Consider the following 18912-nt stretch of genomic DNA (forward strand, 5'->3'; position numbering starts at 1 on the left):
CCGTTTCCTGCTTGCTGTAGACCATCTTCCTCTGCCTCTCGTCGGTGGCCCATGCGGACCGCATCACGGTCCGCGCGGTGCGGCAACACCTGCCCAGCCCTCGCGTCCGTGAATCACTTCGTCATGATGACTCGGCGGTCCGACCTGCCGCGACCGAAATTTCCGCGGCCCTGCACCGCCTCCCCCGTTTCCCGTGTCTTCGCTGATCAGAACATGCGACAGACCGTGCCGGTCAGTGCGCACCGAACAACTCGAGCAGTTCCCTCTTGCCGAACATCCGGGCCGTGTCGACGGCCGACGGGGTGCCGGCGGCGGGGTCGGCTCCGGCTTCCAGCAGGACCTGGATCACTTCCGTCTCGCCCTTGAAGACGGCCCCGGCGAGCGGGGTCTGGCCCCGGTCGTTGACCCGGTCGGCCTGGGCTCCCCGGGCGAGCAGCGCGCGCACCGCCTCCGCGTGCCCGTGATAGGCGGCGAGCATGACGAGCGAGTCGCCGCGGTCGTTGGTGAGGTCGGCAGGTACGCCCGCGTCGACATACGCCACGAGTGCCTCGGTCTGCCCTCGCCGGGCCAGATCGAAGATCTTGGTCGCCAGCTCCACGACCTCGGGGTCGGGGGCTTCAGTCATCGCGCCTCTCCTCACAACCGTTCAGGTGAATCGCCAGGGTACTGGCTCGTACGGCCCGGGGCCGGACGCGCCGGGGTAAGCATCACTCGGGGACCCGGCCCGGCGGGCACGCCCTGGCTCGTCCGGTAGGTCCGGCCGGTCCGGCGCGCGGCCGCTCGGCCACCTGGGGGAAATCGCGAGTATTTCACCCGTTTGCACCTTTTATCGTATGGATACATGCTGTGATCCTGGAAGTACTCATGGTGACTGTCCCCACGAACCAGGAGACCCAAATGATCCTGTCCATCTCAGGCGTGTTCCTGCTCGGCGTCATCGTCTTCCTCTTCTTCCGGAAGGACGGGCTCAAGGGCTCGCACGCCACGGTCTCGGTCCTGTTCGGCTTCTACCTGTCGAGCACGGCCATCGCCCCGAGCATCAAGGCCGGCGGCGAGAGTCTGGCAAGCCTGCTCGGCGGCATGAAGTTCTGACGCCGTCCCTCCCGCCCGTACGCACCCACAGGAGACAGCAGTGGCCCGGCGCCCCCTCCCCCGCATCCTGAGCACAGGCAGCGCGCACCTCGCCCGGAGCCGGGAGCTGGCCCGGACGGCGGCCGACAGCGCCACCGACGTCCTCCACCCGCTGCTGACGATCATGCGCGGACTGCGCCGGCTGGCCTCGGCCGGGCGGCGCAAGTGGACCGGCACGCCCAGTGACCGACGTGGACCGCTCCTGTTCCTGGCGGCGTCGGTGGTCCTGGTCGTGGCGCTCATGCCGTACGGCCCGCTGCTCGCCGCCGTCACCCTGATGACGGCGGCGGCCTGGCACGGCCGGGACCGCGTCCCGGCGGCCCCCGAGGGACCCGACGAGCCGCAGATGCAGCGGCTGCGGTCGCTCTACGAGGCCCTGGTCCCCTGTTTCTCGGTCGCCGAGGATCCCGCTCCCCTGTACGCGCACGGCGGCGAGTGGGAGACGGTGTTCCCCGAGTACGAGTTCGACGCTTCGGGCCGGGTCACGTACCTCGTGGTCCGGTATCCGGCCTACTTCCCGGACGGGGAGGCCGAGTCCCGCGCCCGGATCGAGCACCTGCTGCACGCCAAGTCGGGCCGCAGCCGTGAGTACCGCTTCACCTGGGACGAGGAGGGCAACGAGCTCACGGTCAGCGCGCTGCCCCCGCTGCCCACCGGCATCGCCGCCCAGCGGTTCGTGACGGCGCCCGGCGAGACGGTGCTGGGCTTCACCGATCCCTCCGAGGTCCAGCGCACCCTCCCCCTCGCCTACGGTGACGAACAGCGCGACATGCCGCCGGTCGTCTGGCGCACCGGAATCCGCTCCACCGAGCCGCATCTGCTGGCCATGGGCCAGCCGGGCAGCGGGACCTCCACCCTCCTGCGCTCCCTCGCGCTGCAGGCGCTCCAGTACGGCGACATCGTGATCGTCGACGGCGGCGCCACCGGCGAGTACGCGTGCCTGACCGGCCGGGACGGCGTCCTGGCGGTCGAGTGCGCACTGCCCGGGGCGGTGGCCAGCCTGGAGTGGGCCGCCGCCGAGACCGAGCGCCGGCTGATCGAGGCCAACCGCGCCCGTCAGGCCGGCAATCCACCGCCGGACGACACCAGGCGGCCGCTGTGGATCATCGTGGACCGTCCGAGCGCCTTCACCCATCTGGCGGACGCGGACGGCCGCAAGGACCCGCAGGCCCTGCTGCAGGTCCCGCTCCGGCACGGACGCGCGGCGAACGTGACCGTGGTGGTGGCCGAACAGTTCGACAGCGCGGACGCCCTGAGCGAGGCGGTGCGCCGGCACACCCGCGCGCGCGTCGTGCTGGGCGCCGCCACGGCGGAGCAGCTGCGGACGGTCCTCGGCGCCCCGCCGCACACCACCCCGATCGCGCAGGTCCCGCCGGGCCGCGGCTACGCCCGCCTCGGCGCGGGCCCGGTCCACCGTCTCCAGGTGCCGGCGACGCCGGACCCGTACGACGACGCGACGAGCGACGCGGACCGGCAGGCCGTACTGGCGCTGCTGCCGCCGCGGACCACGCCGGCCGACGGGGCGGCCGTGCCGTCGCTGGAGAAGAGGGAGCAGTTCGACAAGGAAAGGAAGGGGGAGAACGGGGAACAGGCGGAGAAGGCGGAGGAGGCGCAGAAGACGCTGCTGACGAAGAAGACGGAGCAGACGGAGGAGGCGCAGTCGGCAGCCGAGGTCGAACCGGCGCCCTTGAACGCGGCACCGGTACCGGTACCCGCGGAAGCCGGGGCGGCCGAGCGGTCGTAGCCGGGGTTCCGGCCGCCGGGGATCCGACCGGCAAGGCCCGCGCCGCAGCCGACGCACCCCGCGGCCCGCCCGACCCTGCGGCCCCCGCGACCGGCGTGCCCCTACGCCACGAACGTGCGCGGTGCCTCGCCCGCTCCCGACGCGCCCGTCTCCACCGCCCGCGCCGCCGCGGCCAGCCGCACCGCCGCCTCCTCGGCCACCGCACCACCCACCGTGAACGGCAGCCGCACATATCCCTCGAAGGCGCCGTCGACCCCGAACCGCGGCCCCGAAGGCACCCGCACGCCGACCCGCTCCCCCATCTCCGCGAGCCGCGATCCCGACAGTCCCCCGGTCCGCACCCACAGCGTGAGCCCGCCCCGGGGCACCTCGAACTCCCAGTCCGGCAGCTCGCGGCGCACCGCGGCGACCAGGGCGTCCCGGTTGTCGCGGGCCTGGATCCGCCGTACCTGCACGGCCTGTTCCCAGCCCCCGGTGCCGAACAGCCAGTTCACCGCCAACTGCTCCAGCACGGGCGTCCCGAGATCGGCGTACGCGCGCGCGGCGACCAGGCTGCGGATCACGTCCGGCGCCGCCCGCACCCATCCGATGCGCATCCCCGCCCAGAAGGCCTTGCTGGCCGAGCCGACCGTGATCACCGTGGAGCCGGCCGGGTCGAAGGCGCACACCGGACGGGGCATCGAGACGTCCTCGTCCAGCCACAGTTCGCTCATCGTCTCGTCGGCGATGAGCACCGTCCCCGCCGACCGGGAGGCCTCCACGAGCCGCCGCCGCTGGTCCTCGTCGGCGAGGGCGCCGGTGGGGTTGTGGAAGTCGGCGACCACGTAAGCGATCCGGGGCGCCGCGTCGCGCAGCACCTGCCGCCAGCGGTCCATGTCCCAGCCGGCCAGCCCCTCGGCCATCGCGACGGGGACGAGCCGCGCGCCCGCCTCCCGCATCAGCTGGAGGATGTTGGCGTACGACGGCGACTCCACGGCGATGCGCTCGCCGCGGCCCGCGAACAGGTGACAGATCGCGTCCATCGCGCCCATGGCGCCCGTGGTCACCATGATCTGCTCGGGCATGGTGGGGATACCGCGGGCGGTGTAGCGCTCGGCGATCATCGAGCGCAGCGCGGGCAGCCCGGCCGGATAGTCGCCGTGCGTGTGGGCGTACGGCGGCAGTTCCTCGAGGGCGCCCTGGACGGCGCGGGTCAGCCACGGTTCGGGGGCGGGCAGCGCGGCGCAGCCCAGGTCGATCATGGAGCCGAGGGCCTCGGGCGGCAGGGGTTCCAGACCGCGTGCCGGGAAGGGGTTGCCGGCGGGTACGGCCGTCCAGCTTCCGGCGCCGCGCCGGGACTCCAGGAACCCCTCGGTGCGCAGCGCCTCGTAGGCGGCGGCCACCGTCGTACGGCTCACCGACAGCGCCAGCGCCAGCTCGCGTTCGGCGGGCAGCCGGGCGGCCACCGGCACCCGCCCCTCCAGGACCAGCAGCCGGATGCCGTCGGCCAGCGCCCGGTAGGCGGGCGGACGCCGGGAACCGGGGCCCGCCGGGCGTTCCTGCTGGGAGTTGAGCAGCCGGGCGAGCTGTGCCACACCCATCGCCGAAGTCCACTGCGCCACAGAAATCAGTCCACCTTCCCCGGATTGGCCATGGATGGCGTTTCTCCCCGGGCCACAGGGTGTCATGTGTCAGGCCACTACCACCACGCGGGGGGCACCGTTGTCCGCAAGAAGCCGTCTCGGGCGGCGATTGATCCAGCTGTACTCCGGACTCGTTCTGTACGGGGCCAGCTCCGCGCTCCTGGTCGAGGCGGGGCTGGGGCTGGAGCCGTGGAACGTGCTGCACCAGGGACTGGCCGAGCTCACCGGCCTGACGATCGGGGTGGTGTCGATCGTCGTCGGCGCCGCGGTGCTGCTGCTGTGGATCCCGCTGCGTCAGCGCCCCGGCCTCGGCACGGTGTCCAACGTGTTCGTGGTGGGCATCGCGATGGACGGCACGCTCGCCCTGGTCCCGGACGCGCACTCGCTCGCCGTGCGGGTGCCGCTGCTGCTCGCCGGTGTCCTGCTCAACGGCATGGCCACCGGCCTGTACATAGCCGCCCGCCTCGGTCCGGGTCCGCGCGACGGACTGATGACCGGGCTGCACCGGCGCAGCGGGCGCTCGATCCGGCTGATCCGCACGGCGCTCGAGGTGGCCGTCGTGGCGACCGGCTTCGCCCTCGGCGGCACGGTCGGCGTCGGCACCGTCCTGTACGCGGTGTCGATCGGCCCGCTCGCCCAGCTCTTCCTGCGGGTGTTCGACGTCCCGTCGGCATCCGGCGGCAGCGCGGTCGTTGCCGAGGGGCAACCGCTGGGCGCGATACTGCGTCCGTGACCACGCGGATACGCCACCCCTATCTCGACCATCCCGGCCCGATCGCCTTCGCCCACCGGGGCGGGGCGGCGGACGGGCTGGAGAACACCGTGCTGCAGTTCCGGCGCGCGGTGCGGACGGGTTACCGGTACATCGAGACCGATGTCCACGTCACGGCGGACGGCAGGCTGGTCGCCTTCCACGACGAGACGCTCGACCGGGTCACGGACGGCGCGGGGCGCATCGCCGACCTGCCCTGGCGGGAGGTGGCGGGCGCGCGTGTGGCGGGAACCGAGCCGGTGCCGCTGTTCGAGGAACTGCTGGAGACGTTCCCCGAGGTGTGCTGGAACGTCGACCTGAAGGCGGAAGCCGCACTGCACCCCTTCCTCGCCCTCGTCGAACGCATGAACGCCTGGGACCGGATCTGCGTCGGCTCGTTCTCCGAGGCTCGCGTCGTGCGGGCGCAGCGCCTCGCCGGGCCCCGCCTGGCGACGTCGTACGGGACGCGGGGCGTCCTGGGCCTGCGGCTGCGGTCCTGGGGAGTGCCGGCCGCGGTGCGCCGCTCCGCCGTCGCCGCGCAGGTGCCCGCGGCGCAGTCCGGCGTCCAGGTCGTCGACCGCCGCTTCGTGCGCACCGCCCACGCGCGCGGGCTGCAGGTGCACGTGTGGACCGTCAACGAGCCGGAGCGCATGCACCGGCTGCTGGACCTGGGCGTGGATGGCATCATGACCGATCACATCGACACGTTGCGTGAGGTCATGGAGGAACGCGGCGTCTGGGTCTGAGGATCCGGCACGCCGTCCCGTGCCTTCGCACGGCACCTTCAGCGGGGAAGCGAGGGCACGGGTGACCATCGACACCGTGCGGGCGGAGCCCACCGACCGGCGGCGCGAGCAGCGCGGCTGGTACTTCTACGACTGGGCCTGCTCCGTCTATTCCACCAGCGTGCTCACGGTGTTCCTCGGCCCGTACCTGACGTCGGTCGCCGAGTCGGCGGCGGACGCGGACGGGTTCGTGCACCCGCTGGGCATCCCGGTGCGCGCCGGGTCGTTCTTCGCGTACGCGGTGTCCCTGTCGGTGATCGTGGCGGTGCTGGTGATGCCCCTGGTGGGGGCCGCGGCAGACCGGACCGGCCGCAAGAAGCCGCTGCTGGGGGCGGCCGCCTACGTGGGGGCCGCGGCGACGACGGGCATGTTCTTCCTGGCCGGCGACCGCTATCTGCTCGGCGGGCTGTTGCTGGTGGTCGCGAACGCGGCGCAGTCCGTGGCGATGATGCTGTACAACTCCTACCTGCCCCAGATAGCCCCGCCCGAGGAGCGCGACGCCGTCTCCTCCCGGGGCTGGGCCTTCGGGTACGCGGCGGGCTCGCTGGTCCTGGTCGTGAACCTCGTCCTCTACACCGCGCACGACACCTTCGGCCTGACGGAGACCGCGGCCGTGCGCGTCTGCCTGGCCTCGGCGGGCCTGTGGTGGGGCGCGTTCACGCTCGTGCCCCTGCGGCGGCTGCGCGACCGCCGGTCCCGGCCGGAGCAGGCGACGGCCCCCGGTCTGCGACAGCTCGCGGCGACCGTGCGCGGCATGCGCCGCCATCCGCTGACGCTCGCCTTCCTGCTGGCGTACCTCGTCTACAACGACGGCATCCAGACGGTGATCTCGCAGGCCTCGGTGTACGGGTCCGAGGAACTGGGCCTCGGCCAGTCGACGCTCATCGGGGCCGTGCTGCTGGTGCAGGTGCTGGCGGTGGCGGGAGCGCTGGCGATGGGCCGGCTGGCCCGGATTTACGGCGCGAAGCGCACGATCCTCGGATCGCTGGTGGCGTGGACGGTGACACTGGGGGCCGGGTTCTTCCTGCCGGCCGGGGCGCCGTTGTGGTTCTTCGTGCTCGCGGCCGGGATCGGCCTGGTGCTGGGCGGCAGCCAGGCGCTGTCCCGGTCCCTGTTCTCGCACCTCGTCCCGCCGGGCAAGGAGGCCGAGTACTTCTCGGCGTACGAACTGAGCGACCGCGGCATGAGCTGGCTGGGTCCCCTGCTGTTCGGGATCACGTACCAGCTCACCGGGAGTTACCGGGACGCGATCCTGTCGCTGGTGGCGTTCTTCGTGATCGGGTTCACTCTGCTCGCGCGGGTTCCGGTGCGCCGGGCGATCAGCGACGCGGGCAATCCCGTTCCCGAGAGGATTTAGCGCTCACGGCCAAAGAGCGGTAGTGTACGCGTTTGGCCTGCCAGGCGTACCGTTACTGCGCGTCAATGATGCCGAAGCACTGGGTGACATCTCATATCAGATGTGACAAACCGGGCGCGGGTGGGTAGAACAAGGGCGGCTACGACGGCGACGCATGACCCGGAACGGGACTCGGAACGGGAATCTTTACCGCCGACCGGACGTTGACCGGATGACGACGACAGCGACACCTGTCCTGTGGGCGACAAGCCCGGGAGGCACGATTCATGAGTGAGCGAGCTCTTCGCGGCACGCGCCTCGTGGTGACCAGCTACGAGACGGACCGCGGCATCGACCTGGCCCCGCGCCAGGCCGTGGAGTACGCATGTGAGAAGGGGCACCGTTTCGAGATGCCCTTCTCGGTCGAGGCGGAGATCCCGCCGGAGTGGGAGTGCAAGGTCTGCGGGGTCCAGGCACTCCTGGTCGACGGCGACGGCCCGGAAGAGAAGAAGGCCAAGCCCGCGCGTACGCACTGGGACATGCTGATGGAGCGGCGCACCCGCGAGGAACTCGAAGAGGTCCTCGAGGAGCGTCTGGCGGTACTGCGCTCCGGCGCGATGAACATCGCAGTTCATCCGCGGGACAGCCGCAAGTCGGCGTAAGACCTCACGGTCAGGCGGACGACGACAACAGCACACGAACACGGCTGCGGGCGCTCGCGTGGAACTCCACGTGGGCGCCCGCAGCCGTGTGGCGTGCGACGGGCTCAGCGGGTCAGCGGCGGCCGGGGGCCCGGCTGCGCGTCCCGCGGCTCGTCGTCACGGATCACCTCGCCCTGCACGACCTTGCCGTCGGGGCGGTGGATGCGGGCCTGCTGGAAGGCGTCGCCGATGCTGCCCGGGGAGGCCGTGCGCAGCTTGCGCTCCAGGGTGCGTTCCGTGTAGCGGCCGAGGGCCTTCTGGACCGGCGGGACCAGCAGCACCAGGCCCGCCGCGTCCGAGATCAGGCCGGGGAGCATCAGGAGCAGGCCGCCCAGCATCAGCAGGCCGTTGCCGCCGCCGCGTGAGGGGCTGCCGCCGCGCTGCAGCGCCTCGTTCAGGTTCTGGAAGGCGCGCCGTCCGGCCTTCTTGATCACCGCGGAGCCGAACACGACGCCCGCGAGCAGCAGCAGGAACACGACGAACCCGCTGGACGCGTCGGCCACCACCGTCAGCAGCCAGATCTCCAGCACCAGCCAGGCCGCGATGCCCAGCGGCAGCCAGGTCCGCAGCCGGGAGCGCCGGGGCCGGGGCCGGGCGGGGTACGTGGGGGTCGAAGCGCCAGTCGTCATGACTCCAGTGTGCCTGGGCCCGGCTCAGCACGGGATAAACCGCGGCCTCCCGGGCCCCGGGGCAGCCGAGGGCGGTGCTAGGACTTCTTGTCGCGTCCCAGGACCTTGCCGACGCGTTCGGTCGCACCCCATGCCGTGACCCGCCACAGCGCCTCGACCAGGATGTCCCGGCTCATCTTGGAGTCGCCGAGTTCGCGCTCGACGAAGGTGATGGGGACCTCGACCACCTGGTAGCCGGCCTTGACCGCGCGGCGGGCGAGGTCGACCTGGAAGCAGTAGCCCTGGGAGGCGACGTCGTCGAGGCCGAGGCCCTCCAGGGTCTCGCGGCGGAAGGCGCGGTAGCCGCCGGTGATGTCGCGCAGCGGCAGGTCGAGGGCGAGCCGCGAGTAGAGGCTGCCGCCGCGGGAGATGAACTCCCGGCTGCGCGGCCAGTTCACCACCCGGCCGCCGGGCACCCAGCGGGAGCCGAGGACCAGGTCGGCGGTCTTGAGCGCGGTCAGCAGGCGGGGCAGCTCCTCGGGCTGGTGGGAGCCGTCGGCGTCCATCTCCACCAGGACGCCGTACCCCTTCTCCAGGCCCCAGCGGAAGCCCGCGAGGTAGGCGGCGCCCAGCCCTTCCTTGCCCTTGCGGTGCAGCACGTGGACGTGGTCGTCCTCGACGGCCAGTTCGTCGGCGAGCTTGCCGGTGCCGTCGGGGCTGTTGTCGTCGGCCACGAGGACGTGCGCCTCGGGAACGGCCTTGCGCACCCGGCCGACGATCGCCTTGATGTTCTCCGCCTCGTTGTAGGTCGGAATGATCACCAACGCCGTGCCGAGCGGGCCGAAGCGCCTCTCCTGGGCCCGTGCCGCCTGGGTCCCGTCGCCGTCGTTCACTGCTGCCCCTTCATCTCCGTGGAGCTCCACCATAGTGGCCAGGGCCTGCGATGACGTGACAGAAGGTTCGTACGGTGGTGTCGTTTCCGCAAAAGCGGGGTAAGAACGCGCTCCGGTGACCGCACGCTGCGGATGGGGGCCCGGCGCCCTTCGGGCCGACCTGGGACCCGCCGGCTGCGGATCGACCTGAAGCCGTTGTCTACTGAGCACCCGGGCCCCACCCGGGTCACACCTCCCCGACCGGCCGGAACCTTCCCTCGTCGCGGCGCGGGCACTGAGCCTGGCTGCCAGCGACGGCGCCCCGGTGCGGGACCCCGTCCCTGACCCAGCGGCGCCGCGGCGACTGCGCGGACGTTCCCCGGTCGGGCGTCCGGTGGTGGACCCGGCCGAACCTACCGGCCCCCTGCCGCCGCCTGTCAACAGCCGTCCCACCTGCGGTTTCTCGGACAGAGCCCTGGTCAGGGCGGAGGATGCGCAGGTCGTGCGACCGGGTGGCGGCGGCCTCGCGCGCCCGCACCGCGGCCGTAGATCACTCGCCCGGCCGTACGAACACCGTCCGTCCGCCGACCACGGTGCGCAGGCAGACGGGGAGGTCCCGGCCGGGGGTCAGGTCGGGCAGGCCGGGGGTGCCGGAACGGGGGTCGGTGGACCAGCGGGCGACCCGGTCGTCGGGGGCCTGGACCACCAGTTCGTCGGTGCGCCACACGGCGTAGTCCGCGGGCGCCCCCGGTACCAGGACACCCGCGTCGTCCCGGCCGACCGCCCGCCAGCCGCCCCGCGTATGGGCGGTGAACGCCGCCCGCACGGAGACGCGGTGCCCGGGCGTGCGGTGGAAGGCGGCGGCGCGGACCGTGCCCCACGGGTCGAGGGGCGTGACCGGGCTGTCGGAGCCGAAGGCGAGCGGGACGCCGGCCCGCAGCAGCGCCGCGAACGGATTGAGGGTGCGCGCCCGCTCCGCCCCCAGACGCTGGGCGTACATGCCGTCGTCGCCGCCCCACAGCGCGTCGAAGGCGGGCTGCACGGAGGCGGTCAGGCCCAGTTCGGCGAAGGCCGCGACCGTCTCGGGGGTGAGCATCTCGGCGTGTTCGACGCGGTGGCGGGCGGCGCGGACGCGGGCGAGGCCGACCTTGTCGGCGGCGGCGCGCACCCCTTCGACGACCGCGGTGACGGCCGCGTCGCCGATGGCGTGGAAGCCCGCCTGGAGACCGGCCTCGGTGCAGGCGGCGACGTGGGCGGCCACGGCCGCCGCGTCCAGGTAGGCGGTGCCGGTGTGGTCGGCGTCGGCGTAGGGCCGGTGCAGGCAGGCGGTGTGCGAGCCGAGTGCGCCGTCGACGAAGAGGTCGCCCGCGGCGCCGGCCGCGCCCAGTTCCCGGGCCCTGGCGACCCCCTCCTCGCCCTGCTGGGCCCAGTAGCCGACGACACGCGGTGCGGTCTCCTCGGCCGCGAGCCGCAGCAGGCCGGTGAGGTCGTCCTCCGAGGAGATCTCGGGGCCGGCGCACTCGTGGACCGAGCCGATGCCGAGGGAGGCGGCACGGGCGAGGGCGGCGCGCTGGGCCTCGGTGCGCTGCCGCGGCGTGATCGCGGCGAGGGCGGCGGCGCGTACGGCGTGGTGGGCGTCGGCGGTGAGCGGGCCGTCCACCGGGCCGAGGTCGCGGCCCACCAGGTCGAGCAGCGCCGTCGTGACGACGGCCGAGTGCACGTCGATGCGGGACAGGTACAGCGGGCGTCCGCCGGTGGCCTCGTCGAGTTCCGCGCGCGTGGGCGGGCGCCCGCCGGGCCAGCGGGCGGCGTCCCAGCCGTGGCCGAGCAGGACGCGGTCGTCCGGGCGGGCGGCGGCGAAGTCGCGTACCCGGGCGAGGGCCGCATCGAGGGACGGGGCGTCGGACAGGTCGAGGCCGGTGAGCGCGAGGCCGGTGGCGGTGGTGTGCACGTGTGCGTCGGTGAACGCGGGGGTGACCAGGGCGCCGTCCAGGTCGACGGTCTCGTCCACGCCGTCCGCGAAGGCGTCGGCGGCGCCCTCGGAGCCGACCCAGGCGACCTGGCCGCGCTCGACGACCATCGCGGTGGCGAAGGGGTCGGCGGGGCTGTGGATCTCGCCGCGGCGGAGCAGGACGGTCTCGGGCTGGTCGGTGCGTTCGCTCATGACCGACAGTTTCTCGCGCGGCGGCGCCCGGCCCGCACCTGGGGCGGGTCCGCGGGGCGGGAGACCCGACCTCGAAACTTAGATGCGCGGGGGCCGGGCCTCGTACGGGGTGGACAGGACGACGGTGGTCCGGGTGGACACCCCGGCCAGGGAACGCAGCCGGGCCAGCAGTTCCTCCAGCTCGTGCGGGGTGGCCACGCGCACCTTGAGGATGTAGTTCTCGTCGCCGGCCACGCTGTGGCACGCCTCGATCTCGGGAACGCCGGCCAGGCGGTCCGCGATGTCGTCGGGGGCGCTGGGGTCGAACGGTTTCACCGAGATGAAGGCGGTCAGAGGCAGCCCCACGGCCTCGGGGTCGACGACCGCGGCATAGCCGCGGATGACGCCACGCTGCTCCAGCCGGCGCACCCGCTGGTGCACGGCCGACGTGGACAGGCCCGTGGCCTTGCCCAGGTCTGTGTAGCTCATCCGCCCGTCCTTGACGAGCAGCTGCACGATCTGTCGGTCCAGCTCCTCCATGGCGCAAGAACCTACAGTGCGCTTGATCTCCTCCGATACCTGAGCAGCCCAGGTCATACCCGGTTCGTGATGTGGACGGGAGCGGGATGTGAGCCGCCTGTGGGACAAAACGTCCGCCACGGGCACCGGCGGGCGGCATGTGACGAACACCACAGCCACCGGGCGCTCTCCGTGATGTTCTCGTGATTACCGCCGGTGGCGGAGGGGAAATGCTTGCTGTGGTCGAGGCCGCAGCGCCTTCACGGCCCAGCCCGAGGGGGAGAATCCCATGCAGAGTCTTAAGCGTCCTGGTCGTACCGCACCCAAGCGTCTCCAGGCGGTCGTCGAACCCGAGCCGGAGGGCGTCGAACCCGACGCCTACGACGACGAGTTCGACGCGTACGACACCTTCGAGATGTACCGGGTGGTCTGCCCGGACTGCGCGCAGCCCATCGCCCTGCTGGCGGACGAGGAGGTCCTGCCCGAGCACGCGCTGTGCGCCTCGCCGTGGAACCCGTTCGGCCTCACGGTCTGCGCCGGCACGGGCCGCGACGCCGCCGACGCCCGCCCCGCGGACGAGTCGGTGAAGCCGCAGGAACAGGAGACCGCCCTGCTGCTGACGCTCCCCCAGGGACTCGACTGGCGGATGCAGCCCTTCTCCCACGTCGGCGGCCCGGGCTCGCGCCCCATCCGGGTCCCCGTGATGCGGCGTCAGGCAGCCTGAACGCCCGCCGGGACGGGTCGTCGCGCCTTCCCGGTCACCCGGTCACCCCGGTCATCCAGGTTTCCCGGTCACCCCGGTCATCGTCCTGCACCAGGTCCGGCAGAGCGCCGTGGTGCAGGTTCGCCGTGCCCGGATCCGCCGGCCCGGCGGCCGTGACGCGGTTCGCCGGGCACTCGTGGACGCACGGCCGAATCCACCGACGGTGACCTGGACGCCGTCCGGCACGTTGTTCCGGCATGACCGCCACCTACCGAGCGACTGGGCGTCTGCGCCGGGTGTTCGTGCCGCCGCCCGCGGGAACGGTTTCGCCTGCGCCGTCGGCGCCCCACGACCCGCCCATCTACCGTGACCTGATGCGTACCTGGGCCGACCGGGGCCGCACCCTGCCGGGGCGCCACGACCCGGAGTGGGTCCGGCTCGCGGCGCCGCAGGTCAGACCGGGTCAGTTCAGCGGGTCTCCGGACCCGCGAGATGACGGGCGATGACCATCCGCTGGATCTGGTTGGTGCCCTCGACGATCTGCAGGACCTTGGCCTCGCGCATGTAGCGCTCCGCCGGGAAGTCGGCGGTGTAGCCGTATCCGCCGAGGATCTGCACGGCGTCGGTCGTCACCTTCATCGCGGTGTCGGTGCAGTGCAGCTTCGCCATGGCGGCCTGCTTGGCGAACGGCCGCCCCGCGTCGCGCAGCCGCGCGGCCGCCAGGTACAGCGCGCGGCCCGCCTCGATCTGGGTGGCCATGTCGGCGAGCATGAAGCGCAGCCCCTGGAAGTCGGCGATGGGCCGGCCGAACTGCCGCCGCCCGGTGGCGTAGGCGACCGCCTCGTCGAGTGCGGCCTGGGCGACGCCGATCGCGCAGGCGGCGATGCCGAGCCGGCCGGAGTCGAGGGAGGCCAGCGCGATGGCGAAGCCCTGGCCCTCCTCGCCGATGCGCCGGTCGTCGGAGACCCGCACGTCGTCGAAGTGGACCTGCGCGGTGGGCGAGCCCTTCAGGCCCATCTTCTTCTCCGGCGCGGCCCCACTGAGGCCCTCGGCGTCGCCGGGAACCAGGAAGGCGGTGATCCCGCGCGGGCCCTCCTCGCCGGTACGCGCCATGACCGTGTAGAAGTCGGCGATACCGCCGTGCGTGATCCACGCCTTGGTGCCGGTGATCACCCAGTCGTCGCCGTCGCGGACCGCCTTCGTACGCAGCGACGCCGCGTCCGAGCCGGACGCGGGTTCGGACAGGCAGTAGGCGCCGAGCAGCCCGCCGCCGAGCATCGCGGGCAGGTGCTCGACCTGCTGCTGCTTGGTGCCGTAGGCGGCGAGCGCGTAGGAGGCGAGGGTGTGCACGCTGACACCGAGGCCGACGGTGAGGCGGGCCGCGGCGAGTTCCTCGAGGACCTGGAGGTAGACCTCGTACGGCTGGTCACCGCCGCCGTACTCGGAGCCGTAGGGCAGGCCGAGCAGGCCCGCCTCGGACAGCAGGGAGAAGACCTCGCGCGGGAAGCGCCCGGCGTCCTCCTCCGCGGCCGCCTCGGGGGCGATCTCACGCTGCGCGATGTCGCGGACGAGCGAGATCAGATCCCGGGCCTCGTCCGTGGGCAGTTGCCGGTCCACCGGCTGCGGGGCGCGGTCGGGCATGGCGACGCTCTCCTCCCTGTCGGGCGCATGGGCGGACGTGCACCTTGGGTGGGGGCGGCGCCGCCGGCTGGTTCTTCGGGCGCGGCCGGTGCCCGCGCTTCCGGGTCACGGAAGCTGCTGACCAGCGGCTGCGCGCTGTGAGTATGCCCGATCGGCGACACCGCGTCACCAGTTAACGACCGCTTACTTCAAGAAAATCGTACAGCCGGGGGCCCGGCGGCACCATCGCTCCAGAACGGTCAGCCCCTCCTGCGATCAGCAGTGCGCGGCCGAATTGTCATAGCCATGACAGCTTTTGAGCGGCTGCCCGCCGGCCCGCCGTCGGCCCTGGTCAGCCGTCGCGGCGGGCGGGCCGCGGGGCCGGGTAGGCGGGGTCGAGTTCCTCGATGGCGCGCATCGCGCCGCCCAGCGTCTTGACGAGCAGCTCGCACATCACCTCACGGCTCAGCTCCGGGCGGGCGATCCAGTCGAGGGTGGCGCCCTCCACACTGCACACCCAGGCGAGCAGGGCCACGCGCGCCAGCGGGGCGATGTCACCGTGGCCGTACGCCCCCTCGGCCACGGTCGCCACGATCGTCTCGCGCACGCCGTCCCGGATGGCGTGCACCTCGGTGTCGAAGCCGACGCCGCCGCTGACGATCGTGCGGTAGGCGGCGTGGTTGTGCTCGGCGTAGCGGAGGTAGCCGTCGATGGTGCGGTGCACCCGGTCCACGGGCGGCAGTTCGAGGCCGCTCGCCGCGAAGGCGACCAGGTCGGCGACGGAGTCCTGGACGATCGCCAGGTAGTAACCGCGCTTGGACCGGAAGTAGTAGTAGATCAGCCCCTTGGCGACCCGCGCCTGCCGGGCGATGTCGTCCATGGAGAGCGCGTCGTACGAGGTGTCCGCGAACAACCTCCGCCCGATGGCGATGAGTTCGGCACGACGAGCGACCGACCGCTCGGTGCCGCGGGCCGGGAGGCGTACGGTGTCGCCCTGCTGGCTGATGTTCAATTTCGACCCTGATGTCCGAGGGGCGGCGGGACATCCGCAGTATGGCAGGTCGGGCACGGATCGGATCACCGCTCACACGCGCTCGCCACGGAGCGCTCGGACGCCCGTCCGTCAGTTCGACGGATCCATGAGACGTCGCATCAGGTTCCGCGCCTCCTCGGTGGCCTCACGCACCGTCTCACCGAGGAACGGACGTTCCTCGGTGACCGGCGCTCGTCCACGTCAGCGGATCCCGACGCTCCGGAGAGCGCGGCGCTGACTCGGTGCCGGGTCGGCCGGGAAGTAGAGGTAGCAGACGCCGCCGGTGCCGCTTCTGACGCGGCCGTTGGCGTCGTACCTCTTGGTGCGCAGCCAGATGTTCTCGAACTCCCTGCGCAGGTAGACCCGTCGCACCGCCTCGTCGCTCGGGGAGGCCGGGTCGTTCGCGATCACGTCGCCGTCGGCGGTGAAGCCGATCACCGTCATCAGGTGCCCGGAGGTGCCGTAGCCCGCGCCCGTGAGTTCCGTCGCGAGGAAGGACTGTGAGGTGATGGCCGGGATGCCGGCCGCGATCAGCGTCTCCAGGTCGGTGAGCGAGCCGAGCCGGGTGACCACGCCCCGGATGCCGTGGAAGGTGCCCGCGTAGGCCGCGTTGAACGGCCAGTTGCCGCAGCCCTGGTACTGGTGGTCGTAGGTGGACCGGGCCGCGTGGCAGATCTGCGGGTCGGCGTACGACGGGTCGACCCAGGCCAGTTGCTCCGGGGTGAGCCGGCCGCCCCAGTACTCGATGATCATCTGCGAGGAGGTGGGGCTGCACCAGGCCTCGCCGCCGTTGTCGTACTCGGGGTACTGGCCCTTGTGGATCTCCTGCGAGTAGCGCGGCACGGCCAGCTCCCGGGCGATACCGGGCACGGAGGCGGGGACGGTGAAGCGGTCGGGGATGTCGGAGCCCATCGCGCCGAGCCGCCGGACGATGGGGGTGAGCCAGGTGCCGGGCCGGCGGTAGAGGGTGAGCCGCAGCCGGTACGACGTCAGGCGCAGGCCGCCGGTGGCGTCGTCGATGGCGAAGGTGTCGGTCCAGATGCTGCTCTTGCCGTCGGTCTGGTCGTCCACCGAGGTACGCCTGATGTCCTGGTCGCCGGCCGCCCAGCGGCCCATCACGTACCAGGGGGTGTCCGTGCCGTCGGAGTACGTCCCCTTCAGCTCGACCTGGAGCCAGGTGCCGGCCGGGGTGTGCGCGTTCCAGGAGGCGATCACCTCCGTGGACGGCACGGAGAGCTCGTGGACCGGGGAGGTCCAGGTCGCGTACTCCCACGCGGCCGTCGTCCCGGTGTGCGGGTCCGTGTAGTCGGTCGTGCCGACGGGTGCGGCGATGGCCACGCCGGGACAGGGGCCGGCGACGGTGCGGACGCCCTGCGCGGTGCCGCTGCGCCAGTCGGCGTGCGTGGTCCAGGCCCGGTTGTCGACCTGACGGTCCGGGGCCGTGGCCGTTGCCGCGGCCACGGCGGGGACGGCGGTGGCCACGGGTACGGTCACCGCCGCCGCCATCGCGGCGGCCAGGACTGTTCTGCGGGACGGCTGTTCGGCTCTGCTCATGGACGGAATGACCCCCAGGTGATCGGTCGGGGCAGGTCCCCCGCACGGTCGTGCCGCACGGCCGTACCGCACGGTTGTGCCGCACGGTCGTACCGCACGGTTGTGCCGCACGGTCGTACTGCACGGTTTTGCGCCAACTATGGCCGCAGGCGGCAGGTCGTGCCAGCGCTTCAGGGCATGCGGCGGCCACCAATATTGGCCTGGACCACTGGCATTGCCTTCGGCCCGGCGGGCCTCACACCAGGTCCATCGCCGCGACCTCGTCGGGGCGGCCGTAGCTGACCGGCCCCCGGAAGCGGCGCCGGGCGGTGGCCAGCCACCACACCGTGGCGACGATCAGCACCACGGCCAGGGCGACCGGCGCGTAGTTGAAGGAGTCCACGGTGATCGGCGCGGCCTGCGGGAGCATGAACAGCACGCTGCTGAGCACGATCCAGGTCACCGCGACCACGCCGACCGGCCGGCTCCAGCGGCCCAGGTGCCACGGCCCCGGCCGGAACTCCGCGCCCAGCTTCAGCCGGAGCAGGATCGGGACGGCGTAGGCGAGGAACAGCCCGACGACGTTGACGCTGACGATGGCGGTGAACGCCGTGTGCGACCACCAGCCGGGCAGGACCAGGGCCAGCGAGCAGCCGACGGCGAGCCAGACGGCTTTGACGGGGGTGCGGGTGCGCGGCGAGACGGAGTGCCACCAGCGCGAGCCGGGCATGGCGCCGTCCCGGGAGAAGGCGAAGATCTGCCGGGTGTTGCTGGTGAGGTTGGCCAGCCCGCAGAACAGCATCGCGCCGATCACGATCAGCAGGAGGGCCTTCGCGGCGCCGAGTCCGAGTCCGTCGATGAGAATCCGCACGGGCGGGGCGGCGGCGCCCGCCACGGCGTCGTAGTCGCGAATGCTGTAGATCAGCGCGAGCATGAGGATCAGCCCGGTGATCGCCGAGCAGGCGATCGCCCGGGTGATTCCCTTCGGCGCGTTCACGGTGGCCCGCACGGTTTCCTCGGACATGTGGAAGCTGCCGTCGAAGCCGGTGAAGGTCCAACTGGTGACGAGCAGGCCGAGGGTTCCGCCGTAGAGCCCGTTCGTGAATCCGGTGTTGTTCGCGAAATGCGTGACGAACGACGCCGGCCGGTGCTGGTCGGGGCCGGCGGTCAGGGCGCCCACGATGACCACCAGCCCGATCAGCAGCCACCACACGGAGATGCGGTTGAGGACGGCCACCAGGTGGACGGTGTAGGTGTTGGCGAGCCCCTGCACCACGATGATCAGCGCCGTGATCAGCACCGTCTGCTGAGCGGTAGGCACGTAGGACGGCCACTGCAGGGCGACCAGGGCCTGGACGAACGTGGCGGCGGCGTAGCCGGTGGCGGCCGTGCCGCCGACCTGGCCCACGAAGTTCAGCCAGCCCGTGTACCAGGACCACGCCCCCTTGTGCCGTCTGGCGAGTTTTCCGGCGGAGAAGTACAGCGCGCCGCTGGTCGGATAGGCGGAGGCGATCTCCGCCATGGCGGCGCCGACGAACAGCACCATGACGGAGACGCCGATCCAGCCGAAGACGAGAACGCGCGGACCGCCGGCGTTCAGGCCGAATCCGAAGCCCGAGAAAATGCCGGAGATGATGTTGATGATGGTGAAGGAAATGGCGAAATTGTCGAACGCCTGGAAACGACGGGTGAGTTTACGCGGATAACCCATCGCATGCAGTGTGGCATCGTCGTCGATGGCTTCGGGAGTGCCTTTTCGGCGGGTTCTCGCACGCGGGCTGGATGTCCGGTCCGACATTTTCCGGCCTTTC

At 72.2% G+C, this 18912-nt stretch carries 17 protein-coding genes; 7 read left to right on the plus strand and 10 right to left on the minus strand.

The annotated features are described in order from the left end of the window. Positions 1–232: 232 nt before the first annotated feature. A complete protein-coding gene (locus tag ACZ5GT_RS25265) occupies positions 233–625 on the minus strand; it encodes an ankyrin repeat domain-containing protein (RefSeq protein WP_469030386.1) in 393 nt (130 codons plus the stop codon). A 272-nt stretch (positions 626–897) separates the two neighbouring features. Between ACZ5GT_RS25265 and ACZ5GT_RS25270 the strand changes: the two genes are divergently transcribed. Together ACZ5GT_RS25270 and ACZ5GT_RS25275 are read left to right on the plus strand one after the other, a co-directional pair. Beyond that, positions 898–1092 carry a hypothetical protein gene (locus tag ACZ5GT_RS25270; RefSeq protein WP_469030389.1) on the plus strand — a complete coding sequence of 65 codons (195 nt, stop codon included), beginning with the start codon at positions 898–900 and terminating at the stop codon, positions 1090–1092. Positions 1093–1132: 40 nt separating this feature from the next. Continuing rightward, positions 1133–2875 carry an ATP-binding protein gene (locus tag ACZ5GT_RS25275; protein WP_469030392.1) on the plus strand — a complete coding sequence of 581 codons (1743 nt, stop codon included), beginning with the start codon at positions 1133–1135 and terminating at the stop codon, positions 2873–2875. A 101-nt stretch (positions 2876–2976) separates the two neighbouring features. Here the strand turns inward: ACZ5GT_RS25275 and ACZ5GT_RS25280 are convergent, their stop codons facing one another. Further along, a complete protein-coding gene (locus ACZ5GT_RS25280) occupies positions 2977–4476 on the minus strand; it encodes an SCO1417 family PLP biosynthesis transcription factor (RefSeq protein WP_469030396.1) in 1500 nt (499 codons plus the stop codon). 64 nt (positions 4477–4540) lie between these two features. Here ACZ5GT_RS25280 and yczE point away from each other — a divergent pair, with 64 nt between their 5' ends. From yczE to ACZ5GT_RS25300, 4 genes are all read left to right on the plus strand, one after another. Further along, positions 4541–5230: a membrane protein YczE gene (yczE, locus tag ACZ5GT_RS25285; RefSeq protein WP_469030402.1), complete on the plus strand. Its 690-nt coding sequence runs from the start codon at positions 4541–4543 to the stop codon at positions 5228–5230. Continuing rightward, a complete protein-coding gene (locus ACZ5GT_RS25290; RefSeq protein ID WP_469030404.1) occupies positions 5227–5994 on the plus strand; it encodes a glycerophosphodiester phosphodiesterase in 768 nt (255 codons plus the stop codon). The genes yczE and ACZ5GT_RS25290 overlap by 4 nt, the downstream gene beginning before the upstream one ends. Before the next feature lie 61 nt (positions 5995–6055). Then, complete coding sequence (locus tag ACZ5GT_RS25295) at positions 6056–7390, plus strand: MFS transporter (protein ID WP_469030408.1); 1335 nt, start codon at positions 6056–6058, stop codon at positions 7388–7390. A 266-nt stretch (positions 7391–7656) separates the two neighbouring features. Then, a complete protein-coding gene (locus ACZ5GT_RS25300; RefSeq protein WP_046709182.1) occupies positions 7657–8031 on the plus strand; it encodes an RNA polymerase-binding protein RbpA in 375 nt (124 codons plus the stop codon). Positions 8032–8135: 104 nt separating this feature from the next. Here ACZ5GT_RS25300 and fxsA read toward each other — a convergent pair whose 3' ends face one another. From fxsA to ACZ5GT_RS25320, 4 genes are all read right to left on the minus strand, one after another. Further along, on the minus strand, positions 8136–8699 hold the full coding sequence (gene fxsA / locus ACZ5GT_RS25305) for an FxsA family membrane protein (RefSeq protein WP_469030419.1): 564 nt from the start codon (positions 8697–8699) through the stop codon (positions 8136–8138). 77 nt (positions 8700–8776) lie between these two features. After that, complete coding sequence (locus ACZ5GT_RS25310; RefSeq protein WP_469030425.1) at positions 8777–9571, minus strand: polyprenol monophosphomannose synthase; 795 nt, start codon at positions 9569–9571, stop codon at positions 8777–8779. 529 nt (positions 9572–10100) lie between these two features. Then, the gene (locus ACZ5GT_RS25315) at positions 10101–11714 is read right to left on the minus strand and encodes an amidohydrolase (RefSeq protein ID WP_469030431.1); all 1614 of its coding nucleotides are present in this window, start codon (positions 11712–11714) and stop codon (positions 10101–10103) included. Between the two features lie 78 nt (positions 11715–11792). After that, positions 11793–12233 carry an Lrp/AsnC family transcriptional regulator gene (locus ACZ5GT_RS25320; RefSeq protein ID WP_018548954.1) on the minus strand — a complete coding sequence of 147 codons (441 nt, stop codon included), beginning with the start codon at positions 12231–12233 and terminating at the stop codon, positions 11793–11795. Between the two features lie 268 nt (positions 12234–12501). On the opposite strand from ACZ5GT_RS25320, the gene ACZ5GT_RS25325 reads away from it, so the two are divergent. Continuing rightward, on the plus strand, positions 12502–12936 hold the full coding sequence (locus ACZ5GT_RS25325) for a hypothetical protein (protein WP_469030438.1): 435 nt from the start codon (positions 12502–12504) through the stop codon (positions 12934–12936). Positions 12937–13383: 447 nt separating this feature from the next. Here ACZ5GT_RS25325 and ACZ5GT_RS25330 read toward each other — a convergent pair whose 3' ends face one another. From ACZ5GT_RS25330 to ACZ5GT_RS25345, 4 genes are all read right to left on the minus strand, one after another. After that, positions 13384–14556: an acyl-CoA dehydrogenase family protein gene (locus ACZ5GT_RS25330; RefSeq protein WP_469030441.1), complete on the minus strand. Its 1173-nt coding sequence runs from the start codon at positions 14554–14556 to the stop codon at positions 13384–13386. A gap of 331 nt (positions 14557–14887) precedes the next feature. After that, on the minus strand, positions 14888–15547 hold the full coding sequence (locus ACZ5GT_RS25335) for a TetR/AcrR family transcriptional regulator (RefSeq protein ID WP_469030443.1): 660 nt from the start codon (positions 15545–15547) through the stop codon (positions 14888–14890). 222 nt (positions 15548–15769) lie between these two features. After that, positions 15770–17122, minus strand: a complete 1353-nt coding sequence (locus tag ACZ5GT_RS25340; protein ID WP_469030449.1) for a peptidase C39 family protein — start codon at positions 17120–17122, stop codon at positions 15770–15772. 235 nt (positions 17123–17357) lie between these two features. Beyond that, entirely contained in the window at positions 17358–18899 is a 1542-nt protein-coding gene (locus ACZ5GT_RS25345; RefSeq protein ID WP_469030454.1) for an amino acid permease, read from the minus strand. Between the last annotated feature and the right edge of the window lie 13 nt (positions 18900–18912).

Source organism: Streptomyces sp. NPDC031340 (assembly GCF_055569945.1).

Coding starts and splice junctions, on each gene's coding strand:
- ACZ5GT_RS25300 (WP_046709182.1), top strand. CDS start 7,657: ATGAGTGAGCGAGCTCTTCGCGGCACGCGCCTCGTGGTGACCAGCTAC.
- ACZ5GT_RS25270 (WP_469030389.1), top strand. CDS start 898: ATGATCCTGTCCATCTCAGGCGTGTTCCTGCTCGGCGTCATCGTCTTC.
- fxsA (WP_469030419.1), bottom strand. CDS start 8,699: ATGACGACTGGCGCTTCGACCCCCACGTACCCCGCCCGGCCCCGGCCC.
- ACZ5GT_RS25315 (WP_469030431.1), bottom strand. CDS start 11,714: ATGAGCGAACGCACCGACCAGCCCGAGACCGTCCTGCTCCGCCGCGGC.
- yczE (WP_469030402.1), top strand. CDS start 4,541: ATGTGTCAGGCCACTACCACCACGCGGGGGGCACCGTTGTCCGCAAGA.
- ACZ5GT_RS25265 (WP_469030386.1), bottom strand. CDS start 625: ATGACTGAAGCCCCCGACCCCGAGGTCGTGGAGCTGGCGACCAAGATC.
- ACZ5GT_RS25345 (WP_469030454.1), bottom strand. CDS start 18,899: ATGTCGGACCGGACATCCAGCCCGCGTGCGAGAACCCGCCGAAAAGGC.
- ACZ5GT_RS25330 (WP_469030441.1), bottom strand. CDS start 14,556: ATGCCCGACCGCGCCCCGCAGCCGGTGGACCGGCAACTGCCCACGGAC.
- ACZ5GT_RS25320 (WP_018548954.1), bottom strand. CDS start 12,233: ATGGAGGAGCTGGACCGACAGATCGTGCAGCTGCTCGTCAAGGACGGG.
- ACZ5GT_RS25340 (WP_469030449.1), bottom strand. CDS start 17,122: ATGAGCAGAGCCGAACAGCCGTCCCGCAGAACAGTCCTGGCCGCCGCG.
- ACZ5GT_RS25325 (WP_469030438.1), top strand. CDS start 12,502: ATGCAGAGTCTTAAGCGTCCTGGTCGTACCGCACCCAAGCGTCTCCAG.